We start from the raw sequence: 11,879 nt of genomic DNA, 5'->3' as shown, positions 1-11,879 counted from the left end.
CCTACCGTGGAACTGCAGCACGCCGCTCCCGGCGCCCTCACGAAGGAGCTCGACCATGATCACGACGCCGCACCCCCGACACCTCGCCGCCGGAGTCCTCGCGTGAGCCGCGGCGTCGCCGTCGTCACCGGCGGCACCGCCGGTCTCGGCCGCGCCACCGTCCGCGAGCTGGCCTCGCGCGGCTGGGACGTCGCCGTGCTCGCCCGCGGCGAGGACGGGCTCGCGGCGACGCTCGCCGAGATCGAGCAGGCCGGCCGCCGCGGTCTGACGATCCCGACCGACGTCGCCGATCGCGAGGCGGTCGAGTCGGCCGCCGACCGCATCGAGGCCGAGCTCGGCCCGATCGAGCTCTGGGTGAACGACGCGATGGTCGGCGTCTTCGGCGAGTTCCTGTCGACCGACCCGGCCGACTTCGAGCGCGCCGTCGCCGTCAACTTCTTCGGCTTCGTCAACGGCACCCGCGCGGCGCTCTCGCGGATGACCCCGCGCGGCCGCGGCCACGTCATCCAGGTCGGCTCCGCGCTGGCGCACCGCGGCATCCCGCTCCAGGCGGCCTACTGCGCCTCGAAGTTCGGCGCCCGCGGCTTCACCGAGGCGGTCACCGCCGAGCTGCTGCACTCCAAGAGCCGGATCCGCCTGTCCGAGGTGGACATGCCCGCGCTCAACACGATCCAGTTCAACTGGGTGAAGTCGCAGCTGCCGCACCATCCGCAGCCCGTGCCGCCGATCTACGAGCCGGAGGTCGGCGCGATCGCGATCGCCGACGTCGCCGACAAGCCGCGCCGGCGCACCTGGGTCGGCGAGCCGACGGCGGGCACCATCCTCGGCGACCGCTTCGCCGGCGCCTTCATGGACTGGTACCTCGCCCGCAGCGCGTTCGACGGCCAGCAGGCGCCCGACAAGAAGGAGCCGATGCTCCCGAACAACGTCTACGAGCCGGTTCCCGGCGATCACGGCGCCCGCGGCCTCTTCAGCGACCGCGCGCACACCATGACGCCGCAGATCTGGATGATCCGCCACCGTGCCGCGAGCTACGCCGGCGCCGCCGTCCTCGGCGCGGCCGGCCTGGTCGGGGCCGTCGCGGCGCTGCGGAGGAAGTGACGTGGTCGACGCCGTCGTCGTCGGCTCCGGGCCCAACGGGCTCTCGGCCGCGGTCACCCTCGCCCGCGCAGGGCTCTCGGTCGCGGTCTACGAGCGCAACGAGACCCTCGGCGGCGGCGCCCGGACGGCCGAGCTGACGCTGCCCGGTTTCCACCACGACATCGGCTCGGCCGTGCACCCGATGGCACTCGCCTCGGAGTTCTTCCGGCGGTTCGAGCTCGACCGGCGGATCGATCTGCGGCTGCCCGAGATCTCCTACGCGCACCCGCTCGACGGCGGGCGCTCCGGCATCGCCTACCGCGACCTCGAGCGGACGGCCGCGGCGCTCGGGCGCGACGGCGCCGCCTGGCGCTCGCTGATGGGTCCGCTGGCGGAGCGGGCCGACCGCGTCGCGGGCTTCACGAACGACGCCCTGCTGAAGATCCCGACCGACCCCTCGGTGCTGCTGCGCTTCGGGCTGCGCGTGCTCGAGCAGGGCTCGCCCCTCTGGAACGCGCGCTTCCGCGAGGAGGTGGCCCCGGCGATGCTCGCGGGCGTCGCCGCGCACGCGATCCGGCCGATGCCGAGCCTGTCCACCGCCGCCGCGGCGCTCGCGCTCGGCTCCTACGCGCACGCGCGCGGCTGGCCGGTGCCCGTCGGCGGCAGCCAGGCCATCGTCGACGCGATGGCGGACGATCTCCGCGCGCACGGCGGCACGATCGAGACCGGCGTCGAGATCACCTCGCTCGCCCAGCTGCCGAGCGCCCGGGCCGTGCTGCTCGATCTCACGCCGACGGCGCTGCTCGAGCTGGCCGGCGACCGCCTGCCCGCCCCGTACGCCGCGGCGCTCCGGCGCTTCCGCTACGGCAACGGCGTCGCCAAGGTCGACTTCGCGCTCGACGGCCCGGTGCCGTGGACCGATCCCGAGCTCGCGGAGGCCGGCACGCTGCACGTGGGCGGCACCCGCGCCGAGATCGCCGCCGCCGAGCGCGACGTGGTCCTCGGCCGGCACAGCGAGAACCCGTACGTCCTGGTGTCCCAGCCCTCCGTCCTCGACCCGACCCGCGCGCCCGAGGGCAAGCAGGTCCTCTGGGCGTACACCCACGTGCCGCGGAACTCGCCGGCCCACCAGCGCGAGTCGATCACGGCGCAGATCGAGCGCTTCGCCCCGGGCTTCCGCGACCGCGTGCTCGCGGCGTCCTCGATGACCGCGCGCGACATGCAGGCGTGGAACCCGAACTACATCGGCGGCGACATCGCGGCCGGAGCGGCGAGCGTGGCGCAGCTGCTCTCGCGACCGGTGCCCTCGCCCGACCCGTGGCGGCAGCCCGCGAAGGGGCTCTACCTCTGCTCGTCGTCCACGCCGCCCGGGCCCGGGGTGCACGGGATGGCGGGCTTCCACGCCGCCCGCAGCGCGCTCCGGCACGAGTTCGGCATCCGCCGGGCGCCGGACCTCGCGCCGGGGCCCGACCAGACGCGCCCCGCGGATCTGGCACCCTGAGACGCGGGCGGCACGACCCGCCCGCGTTCAGCACCCGCTTCGAAGGAGCATGCGATGTCCCGCAACACCCGCGTCTTCCACTGCCCGCCCGAATCCGTCTTCGCCGTCTTCGCCTCCGGCTGGCTCTTCCCGTCCTGGGTCGTCGGCTCGTCCCGGATGCGCCGGGTGGGCCGCGACTGGCCGCACGTCGGCTCGAAGCTGCACCACTCGTTCGGCGTCTGGCCGCTGGTGATCGACGACGAGACGACCGTGCTCGAGTGGGACCCGTCGAGCCGCTTCATCATCCAGGCGGCCGGCTGGCCGATGGGCGAGGCCCGCGTGCGGCTCGAGGTCGAGCCGCACCGCGACGGCTGCAGGGTCCGCATCCACGAGACGGCGGTGAAGGGGCCGGGCACGCTGATCCCGAAGCCGCTCCTGCACACGTTCCTCTGGGTGCGCAACATCGAGACCCTGCGCCGGCTCGCGCACATGGCGGAGGCGGGCGCCAACGGGCGTGCGCTGCCGGCGGCCGCGCTGGCCTCGCCGAAGGACCGCGCGGGTCTCGACACTCCGAAGCACGTCTGGCCCCGGCTGCTCGGCACCGTCGGCTCGATCGTCGCGGGCTCGCTGGCGCTCCGGGCCGTCCTGGCCCTCGCGCGCCGGGCCCGGCGCTAGGGGAGGGGAGCGGGGCGGCTGCGATCAGCCGCCGCCGCCCCGCTCGGCCGAGCTCAGACGATGCGCTCGATCAGCCGCACGTGGTGCACGGCCACCCGGGTCGGCTCACCGGCGAACGCGGCCTCGCGCTCCGGCGAGGCGAGGTAGGCGCGCTCGATCTCGCCGAACGCGTCCGCGTCGCCCGGGGTGCTGACGGCCCAGACGAACTCGTTCACCTCGCGGTCGGCGTAGGCGAACTCGATCGTGAAGCCGTGCGCGGCGCGGGCGGGGACGATCTTCGCCTCGTACCAGGTCAGGAAGTCGTCCATCACCCCGTCGACGAGCTCGTAGCGGCGGAGTTGGATCGTGCGGGTCTCGGAGTCGCTCATGCGTCCGACGCTACCCGGCCCGGGCGCCGCAGCGCCCTCCGGCCCGCGCTACGCTCGCCCCGCACCCCACCCCGTCCTCAGGAGGCCGCCCTGGATCCCCGCCGTCAGCGCGCCCTCGCACTCCTCGTCGCGGGCTGCTTCTTCATGGAGAACCTGGACGCGACGATCGTCACCACCGCGGCACCCGCCATCGGCGCCGACCTGGGCGTCGACTCCGCCGCCGTCGCCATCACGGTCACCGCGTTCCTGCTGACCGTCGCGGTGCTGATCCCCGCCTCCGGCTGGTTGAGCGAGCGCTTCGGCGTCCGCCGCGTCTTCACGATCGCGATCGCCGTCTTCACGCTCGCGTCGCTGCTCTGCGCGCTCAGCCCGACGCTGCCGCTGCTCGTCGCGGCCCGGGTGCTGCAGGGCGTGGGCGGCGCGCTGATGGTGCCGGTCGGCCGACTCGCGGTGCTGCGCGTCACGCCGCGGGAGGGGATCATCCGCGCCATCGCGATCCTGGTCTGGCCGGGACTGGTCGCGCCGATCCTCGCGCCGTTCATCGGCGGACTGCTGACGACCTACGCCTCCTGGCACTGGATCTTCCTGATCAACCTGCCGCTGGGCGTCGTCGCCTTCGTGATCGCGCGGCGGATCGTGCCCGTCGGGACCGAGGCGGCGCCGCCTCCGCTCGACGTCGTCGGCCTGCTGCTCGTCGCGGTCGGCCTCGGCGCGCTCGTCGGGGCGTCCGGCTTCGTCACCGGCAGCGGCTCGAACACCGTCGCCCTCGGCCTGGGAGTGGCCGGCGCGCTCGTCACGGGCGTCGCGGTGCGCCACCTGCGCCGGACGCCGCATCCGCTGGTCCCGCTCGACGCCTTCCGCTTCTCGACCTTCCGGGTCGCGAACGCCAGCGGCTCGCTCTACCGGGCGACGATCAACGCCGTGCCGTTCCTGCTGCCGCTGCTCTTCCAGGACGCCTTCGGTTGGGACGCGGTGCAGGCCGGGTCGATCGTGCTCGCGCTCTTCGTCGGCAACCTCGCGATCAAGCCGGCGACGACCTGGCTGCTGCGCACGGTCGGCTTCCGCGGGGTGCTCGTCGCGGCCAACGTCGTCGGCATCGCCTGCATGGTCGCGATGGCGTTCCTCGATCCGGACGTCCCGATCCCGGCGATCGTGGCGCTCCTGGTGCTCAGCGGGGTCGCCCGCTCGGCCGGCTTCACGGCCTACAACACCGTCACCTTCGCCGAGGTGGCGCCCGAGGGGATGTCGGGCGCGAACACCCTCAGCGCGACCACCCAGCAGATCGCCGCGGGCTTCGGCGTCGCGGCCGGCGGCATCGCGCTCGCGGCCGGCTCCGCCTTCGGCCCGGGCCTCGTCCCCTACCGCTTCGCCTTCCTGACGCTCGCCGTGCTGACCCTCGTCCCCCTCGCCGCCGCCGCCCGCCTCCCCCGAGACTCCGGCAGCACCCTCACCCACTGACCCGCACCCCCGCGCCCCCCTTCTCCCCGCCGCGAGATGCCACTTGTGCACGCGACACGCCGTGAAAGGCGTGCACAAGTGGCATCTCGCGGAGGGGAGCGTGAGGGGAGGGACCGGTCAGAGGGTGAGGGCCAGGCCGTCGAGGATGTCGTGGGCCGTCGTGGTGACGGTGGTGACGGCGGGGGAGGCCTGCTGCGCGGCGCGGAGGACCTCGGCCCAGATCGCGGCGCCGGCACCGAGGACGTCCTCGCGGCCGGCGCGGACGTAGGGGAGCGCTGCGGTCTCGGCGGGTGAGAGCGCGGCGAGCTCGTCGCAGGCGGCGAGGACGTCGCGGATCGGCAGGGTCGCCTCGAGCGCCCCGCGGTCGTAGGCCTCGAGTCGGAGGACGTGCGCGGTGACCGTCAGCACCGTCGCCGCGACCCCCACGACGCTGCGGGCGGCGGAGAGGTCGACGGAGGAGGCGGCCAGCGCGCGCCGGACGTCGGCCCGGATCGCGTCACGCTGCTCCTCGGTCGGCGCGCCCCCGCTCGCGCGGTGCCGCTCGGTCAGCCGCACGCTGCCGACGTCCATCGAGTGCGCCTGCTCGGGCGCGTCGACGCCCGCCACCAGCTCCGTCGAGCCGCCGCCGAGGTCGACGACGAGGACGGGGCGGGCCGCGTCGACGGCCGAGACGGCGCCGCGGAAGGAGAGGGCCGCCTCCTCCTCGCCGCTGATCGTCTCGGGACGCACCCCGATGATCCGCTCGACGGCGCCGAGGAAGTCGTCCCGATCGGCCGCATCGCGGGTCGCCGAGGTGGCGACGAAGCGCCGGCGCGAGGCTCCCGACTCGTCGACCAGCGCCGCGTACTCGCGGGTTACGGCGAGCGTCCGCTCGAGCGCATCGGGGTCGAAGCGGCCGGTGCGGTCGACGCCGTGCCCGAGCCGCACGAGCTCGGTGCGGCGGAGGACGTCGACGAGGCGGCCGTCCTCGACGTCCGCGATCAGGAGGCGGAGGGAGTTCGTGCCGCAGTCGAAGGCGGCCACGCGGGTGGCGGTCATGCCGACAGTCTGCCCGGCGCTCCGGCGCACACCCCGCCTGCGGACCCGCCGGTAGATTGGCAGGGACGAGCCGAAGGAGCCCCCGTGCACGAACACCACGTCCGCGTCCACCGCAGCGACGAGGAGCTCCCGCGCCACGGGCAGCTCGCCCACGCCCTGGCCGAGGTGGCCGCCGATCCCGTCGAGGTCGACGCCGAGGTCGCCGAGATGGTCGTCAACCGCGTGATCGACAACGCCGCCGTCGCCGCCGCGTCGATCCTGCGCCGGCCCGTGGTCGCCGCCCGGTCGCAGGCGCTCGCGCACCCCGCCTCGATCGGCGGCGAGGGCGCGACCGTCTTCGGCGTCGATCCGGGCCGCCGCGTCTCGCCCGAGTGGGCCGCCTGGGCGAACGGCGTCGCGGTCCGCGAGCTCGACTACCACGACACCTTCCTCGCGGCCGAGTACTCGCACCCCGGCGACAACATCCCGCCGCTGATCGCCGTCGCCCAGCACGCGGGCATCGACGGTGCCCGGCTGCTCCGCGGCATCGTCACCGGCTACGAGGTCCAGGTCGACCTCGTCCGCGCGATCAGCCTGCACCGGCACAAGATCGACCACGTCGCGCACCTCGGCCCCTCGGTCGCGGCAGGCCTCGGCACGATGCTCGGCCTCGACGTCGCGGTGATCGAGCAGGCGATCGCGCAGGCGCTGCACACCACCACGGCGACCCGGCAGTCGCGCAAGGGCGAGATCTCGAGCTGGAAGGCGTACGCCCCCGCGTTCGCCGGCAAGGCCGCGATCGAGGCCGTCGACCGGGCGATGCGCGGGGAGACCAGCCCGTCGCCGATCTACGAGGGCGAGGACGGCGTGATCGCCTGGCTGCTCGACGGCCCGGACGCCTCCTACGACGTCCCGCTGCCCGACGCGGGCGAGGCCAAGCGCGCGATCCTCGACACGTACACGAAGGAGCACTCGGCCGAGTACCAGGCGCAGGCCCTGATCGATCTCGCCCGCCGGCTGCACCACGCGCACCCCGAGGCCGCCGACCCCGAGCGGGTCGAGCGGATCGTCCTGCACACCTCGCACCACACCCACTACGTCATCGGCTCCGGCGCGAACGACCCGCAGAAGTACGACCCGACCGCGTCGCGCGAGACGCTCGACCACTCGGTCCCGTACATCTTCGCGGTCGCCCTGCAGGACGGCGCCTGGCACCACGAGCGCAGCTACGCCCCCGAGCGCGCCGCCCGCCCCGACACCGTCGCGCTCTGGCAGCGCACGACGACCCAGGAGGACGCGGAGTGGACGCGCCGCTACCACTCGACCGACCCGGCCGAGAAGGCGTTCGGCGCCCGCGTCGAGATCCTGCTCACCGACGGCACGACGATCGTCGACGAGATCGCGGTCGCGGACGCGCACCCGCTCGGCGCGCACCCCTTCACCCGCGAGCAGTACGTCGCGAAGTTCCGCACCCTCGCCGCCGACGTCCTGGAGGAGGCCGAGGTCGACCGCTTCCTCGACCTCGCGCAGCGCCTGCCCGAGCTGACCCCCGACGAGGTCGCCCGCCTCACCCTCGTCGCCGCCCCGGGCGTCCTCGCCTCCGTCGAGTCCCCCCGCGGCCTCTTCTGACCGCGAAGGCGACGCCTCGCGCGCCAACCACTCCACCGCCATCGATGCTTACCGGTCTCACTCCCTAGACTCGCGAATCCCGTCCGTGTCGCACTCGGACGGATCGGCCTGGGCCCGGTACTCGGGTCAGATGTCGCAGGTCATGGCGTGCACAAACGAAGGCGCACTGATGCACCTTCCCGGGAAAGGCTGGTTGGACTGATGAATCGCTATGAGGTCGCCGTCACTCAGGAGAAACCGTTCTGGGTCGCGGTCGTTCAAGGGCTGCCCGGGGGCGCCGCCGAGTCGCGCTCGCTCGCCCTGCTCGAAGGCGAAGTCCGCGACCTCGTCTCCGCGCTGACGAACGTCGACGATGACACTCTCGAGTTGTCCTGGGACTTCGGCGCCGCCTTCCCGGACGACGTCGCGTCGGTCCTGCGGGAGCTAAGGGCGGCAAGGGAGAATCTGGAGCGCAGCCGCGACGAGTACGGGCGTCTCCAACACGACGCGGTCCTGGGCGTCAGGGATCAAGGAGTCTCGATGCGGGACACCGTCGTTCTCTTCGACCTCTCCGTCCGGCGCATCTCTCAGATCGCGTCCTGATCCCCTCTCCGCGAGATGCCACTTGTGCACGCGACACGCCGTGGGAAGCGTGCACAAGTGGCATCTCGCGGAGGGGAGGGGCTAGAGGAGGGCGTCCGTCAGGTGGTTCGGGGTGCCGAAGCGGTGGGCGGTGATGGAGACGGCCTGCTCGCGCAGGAACGGCAGCAGCTCCAGGCGGCCGGACTCGGTGGCCTCGCCGGCGTAGACCGCGAGGTCCGGGCGGCCGCCGGTGACCGCGGTGACGGAGGAGGCGGGGGCGCCCAGCAGGCGCACCCGGCCGGCCCCGTGCTCGCGGACCCGCGTCGCGAAGGCGGCGTCGTCCTCGACGGCGACCGCCGAGGCTCCCGACGCGATCGCCGACACGAGCTGCGGGGGCAGCGGCGTCGCGCTCGAGACCGCCACCCGGGTGCCCGCGGTCGCGGCGGCGACGACGACCTGCGCGAGCGACCCCACCGGCTCGCCGTCCGCGAGGCGGATCAGCACCGGGGCGCCGTACGGGAGGTGCCGGAACACGTTGCGCTCGGCGGCCAGCCCGGTGACGTCGCGGGCCGAACCCGCCGCCAGAGCCTGCGCGGCGCTGCGGGCGGTGCGCTCCACCGCGTCCGCCTCCGCGGCCGGCAGCTCGGCCCGGGCGGCGGCCACCAGGCGCCCGACGCGCGGGTCGTCGACGGCGGTCGTGGCCGCGGACGGCGCTGAGGTCCAGGACCCGAGGCCGAGCAGGTAGTCCGGTCCGCCGGCCTTCGTGCCCGGACCGACCGCCGACTTCTTCCAGCCGCCGAACGGCTGGCGCTCGACGATCGCCCCGGTGATGCCGCGGTTGACGTAGAGGTTGCCGGCCTGGATCCCGTCCAGCCAGGTGCCGATCTCGGCGGGGTCGAGCGCGTGCAGCCCCGAGGTGAGGCCGTAGTCGACCTCGTTGACGAGCGCGATCGCGTCCTCGAGGGTCGCCGCGGTCATGATCCCGAGGATCGGACCGAAGTACTCGGTGCGGTGGAACTCCGAGCCGCGGCGCACGCCGTCGCGGACACCCGGGCTCCAGAGCATGCCGGTGTCGTCGAGGGAGCGCGGCTGCAGCAGCCAGCGCTCGCCCTCGCCGAGCGTCGTCAGTCCGCGCAGCAGCTTGCCCGCGGCGGGCTCGATCACCGGTCCCATGCGGGTCGCCGGGTCGGTCGGCTGCCCGACGGTGAGCGACTCGACCGCGTCGAGCAGCTGCGCGCGGAACCGCTTGGAGCGCGCGACCGAGCCGACCAGCACGACGAGCGAGGCGGCCGAGCACTTCTGGCCGGCGTGGCCGAAGGCGCTCGAGACGACGTCCTTGACGGCGAGGTCGAGGTCGGCGGAGGGCGTGACGATGATCGCGTTCTTGCCGCTGGTCTCGGCGAGCAGCGGCAGGTCGTGGCGGAACGAGCGGAACAGCTCGGCCGTCTCGTAGGCGCCGGTGAGGATCACCCGGTCGACGGCGTCGTGCGCGACGAGGTCGGCGCCGAGCTCCTCCTCCGGCAGGCGGAGCAGCAGCAGCGCCTCGCGGGGGACGCCCGCGGCCCAGAGCGCCTCGGCCAGCACGGCGCCGCAGCGCGCGGTCGGCCCGGCGGGCTTCAGCACCGCGGCCGAGCCGGCGGCCAGCGCGGCGAGAGCGCCGCCCGCGGGGATCGCGACCGGGAAGTTCCACGGCGGAGCGACGAGCGTCAGCTGCGCGGGGTGGAAGACGGCGCCGTCGACCGAGTCGAGCTCGCGGGCCCGCTCGGCGTAGTAGTGCGCGAAGTCGATCGCCTCGGACACCTCCGGGTCGCCCTGGTCGATCGTCTTGCCGGCCTCGGCGGCCATCACCTCGAGCAGCTCGCCGCGGCGCGCCTCGAGCTCGTCGCCCGCGCGGTGCAGGATGCGCGCCCGCTCGTCGGCGGGCAGGGCGCCCCAGGCGGACCCGGCGGCGCGGGTGGCGGCAAGGGCCGCCTCGAGCTCGTCACGGGTGGAGATCGTCGCGGCCTCGATCGCCTCGACCCCGGCGCGGGACGCCGGCACGCGGGCGAGGATCTCCTCGGCCCAGGCGCGGTTCGAGGCGACGGACGGATCGGTGTCCGGGGTGCTGCGGAAGTCGCCGAAGCCGGGGCGGCCCGACGCGGCGAAGCGGTCGGCGACCCGGTGCGCGGGCGGCACGGCGCCGTCGAGCGCGGCGACGGAGGCGCGGAAGCGGGCCTCCTCGCGGGCGAACAGCGCGGGCTGCGCCTCGAGCTCGAACACGGCCGACATGAAGTTGTCGCTCGACGCCCCCTCCTCGAGCCGGCGGATCAGGTACGCGATCGCGACGTCGAACTCGGCCGGCGAGACGACCGGCGTGTAGAGCAGCAGCGAGCCGACGGTCCGGCGCACCGCCTCCGCCTGGCCCTGCGCCATGCCGAGGAGCATCTCGTACTCGATCCCCTCGCGGACGCCGCGCTCGCCGGCCAGCAGCCAGGAGTACGCGACGTCGAAGAGGTTGTGGCCGGCGACGCCGACCCGCACGTTCCGGATCCGGTCCGGGTGCAGCGCGTAGTCGATCACGCGCTTGTAGTTGGTGTCCGAGTCCTGCTTGGTCGACCAGGTCGCGAGCGGCCAGCCGTGCACGGACGCCTCGACCTGCTCCATCGGCAGGTTCGCGCCCTTGACCAGGCGCACCTTGATGCCGGCACCGCCGCGAGCCCGGCGCGCGGCGCTCCACTCCTGCAGCCGGATCATCGCCGAGAGCGCGTCGGGCAGGTAGGCCTGGAGCACGATGCCCGCCTCGAGGTCGAGGTACTCGGGCCGGTCGAGCAGGCGGGTGAAGACCGCGATGGTGAGATCGAGGTCCTTGTACTCCTCCATATCGAGGTTGACGAACTTCTGCGGCGTCGCGGCGGCGGCCCGGGCGAAGAGCGGTGCCAGCTCGTCGACGATGTCGTCGACCGCGGCGTCGAACGCCCATGGGTTGTGCGGGGCGACGGTGGAGGAGACCTTGATCGACACGTAGTCGACGTCGTCGCGGGCGAGGAGGCGGTGCGTGCCCTCGAGGCGGCGCTGCGCCTCCTTGCGGCCGAGGACCGCCTCGCCGAGCAGGTTCATGTTGAGGCGGACGCCGTCGCGGCGGATCTTCGCGATGGCCGGCCCGAGTCGCGAGTCGGTCGCGTCGATGATGAGGTGGCCGACCATCTGCCGCAGCACCCGGCGGGCGATCGGCACGACGACGTCCGGGAGCAGCGGGGCGACCGCGCCGCCGAGGGCGACCGCGCCGCGCATCGGGGCGGGCAGGAAGCGCGGCACGCCGCCCGCGATCGAGCGCAGGGCCGCGGCGGCGACCTTCGTGTCCTCCGGGCGGACCACGCCGTCGACGAAGCCGACCGTGAAGTCGAGGCCGCTCGGATCCTTCAGCACGCCGGCGAGCTGGGCGCCGGACGCGTCGACCGGGACGTCGGCGGCGTCGCGCAGCCACTGGCGCACCAGGGCGACGCTCGCGTCGACGAGTCCGGGGTCGACGCTGTCCGCGGCGGGGCCGTCGGGGGAGGGGCCGGTGGAGCGGGCAGGAGCTGCGAGATCCGTCATGTCCCCAGTATTCGACGGGGTACCATTGAGCAGAAGCG

Annotated in this window: 9 protein-coding genes; 6 read left to right on the top strand and 3 right to left on the bottom strand. The window is 74.2% G+C overall.

The genetic code is table 11. From position 1 onward, the window contains the following. The first annotated feature begins 6 nt into the window (after window positions 1-6). From HQQ82_RS11565 to HQQ82_RS11555, 3 genes are read left to right on the top strand one after another with little or no spacing between them, the layout of a single operon-like run. Complete coding sequence (locus tag HQQ82_RS11565) at window positions 7-1,101, top strand: SDR family oxidoreductase (protein ID WP_367947930.1); 1,095 nt, start codon at window positions 7-9, stop codon at window positions 1,099-1,101. A gap of 1 nt (window position 1,102) precedes the next feature. After that, complete coding sequence (locus HQQ82_RS11560) at window positions 1,103-2,581, top strand: NAD(P)/FAD-dependent oxidoreductase (RefSeq protein WP_173233303.1); 1,479 nt, start codon at window positions 1,103-1,105, stop codon at window positions 2,579-2,581. Window positions 2,582-2,635: 54 nt separating this feature from the next. Beyond that, window positions 2,636-3,235, top strand: coding sequence for an SRPBCC family protein (locus HQQ82_RS11555; protein ID WP_173233302.1), 600 nt, complete (start codon window positions 2,636-2,638; stop codon window positions 3,233-3,235). 53 nt (window positions 3,236-3,288) lie between these two features. Here the strand turns inward: HQQ82_RS11555 and HQQ82_RS11550 are convergent, their stop codons facing one another. Further along, window positions 3,289-3,603: an NIPSNAP family protein gene (locus HQQ82_RS11550; protein WP_173233300.1), complete on the bottom strand. Its 315-nt coding sequence runs from the start codon at window positions 3,601-3,603 to the stop codon at window positions 3,289-3,291. Window positions 3,604-3,693: 90 nt separating this feature from the next. Between HQQ82_RS11550 and HQQ82_RS11545 the strand changes: the two genes are divergently transcribed. Then, window positions 3,694-5,061, top strand: a complete 1,368-nt coding sequence (locus tag HQQ82_RS11545; protein ID WP_301952475.1) for an MFS transporter — start codon at window positions 3,694-3,696, stop codon at window positions 5,059-5,061. A gap of 117 nt (window positions 5,062-5,178) precedes the next feature. On the opposite strand, the gene HQQ82_RS11540 is transcribed toward HQQ82_RS11545, so the two are convergent. Further along, window positions 5,179-6,099 carry an exopolyphosphatase gene (locus HQQ82_RS11540; RefSeq protein ID WP_173233296.1) on the bottom strand — a complete coding sequence of 307 codons (921 nt, stop codon included), beginning with the start codon at window positions 6,097-6,099 and terminating at the stop codon, window positions 5,179-5,181. 84 nt (window positions 6,100-6,183) lie between these two features. Here HQQ82_RS11540 and HQQ82_RS11535 point away from each other — a divergent pair, with 84 nt between their 5' ends. Together HQQ82_RS11535 and HQQ82_RS11530 are read left to right on the top strand one after the other, a co-directional pair. Further along, a complete protein-coding gene (locus HQQ82_RS11535) occupies window positions 6,184-7,707 on the top strand; it encodes an MmgE/PrpD family protein (protein ID WP_173233294.1) in 1,524 nt (507 codons plus the stop codon). A gap of 201 nt (window positions 7,708-7,908) precedes the next feature. Continuing rightward, a complete protein-coding gene (locus tag HQQ82_RS11530; protein ID WP_173233292.1) occupies window positions 7,909-8,289 on the top strand; it encodes a hypothetical protein in 381 nt (126 codons plus the stop codon). A gap of 81 nt (window positions 8,290-8,370) precedes the next feature. Here the strand turns inward: HQQ82_RS11530 and HQQ82_RS11525 are convergent, their stop codons facing one another. Next, window positions 8,371-11,841, bottom strand: a complete 3,471-nt coding sequence (locus HQQ82_RS11525) for a bifunctional proline dehydrogenase/L-glutamate gamma-semialdehyde dehydrogenase (protein WP_173233290.1) — start codon at window positions 11,839-11,841, stop codon at window positions 8,371-8,373. Between the last annotated feature and the right edge of the window lie 38 nt (window positions 11,842-11,879).

Origin of the sequence: Rathayibacter sp. VKM Ac-2856 (genome assembly GCF_013205055.1) — a bacterium.
In the GTDB taxonomy this organism is placed as follows: domain Bacteria; phylum Actinomycetota; class Actinomycetes; order Actinomycetales; family Microbacteriaceae; genus Rathayibacter.
The sequence above is the reverse complement of the archived record's forward strand: the minus strand, read 5'-3'. Positions and strand labels throughout refer to the sequence as shown.

Bases quoted from the DNA above. Each gene is read 5' to 3' on its own strand.
- HQQ82_RS11525 (WP_173233290.1), bottom strand. From the start codon at position 11,841: ATGACGGATCTCGCAGCTCCTGCCCGCTCCACCGGCCCCTCCCCCGAC.
- HQQ82_RS11530 (WP_173233292.1), top strand. From the start codon at position 7,909: ATGAATCGCTATGAGGTCGCCGTCACTCAGGAGAAACCGTTCTGGGTC.
- HQQ82_RS11550 (WP_173233300.1), bottom strand. From the start codon at position 3,603: ATGAGCGACTCCGAGACCCGCACGATCCAACTCCGCCGCTACGAGCTC.
- HQQ82_RS11555 (WP_173233302.1), top strand. From the start codon at position 2,636: ATGTCCCGCAACACCCGCGTCTTCCACTGCCCGCCCGAATCCGTCTTC.
- HQQ82_RS11540 (WP_173233296.1), bottom strand. From the start codon at position 6,099: ATGACCGCCACCCGCGTGGCCGCCTTCGACTGCGGCACGAACTCCCTC.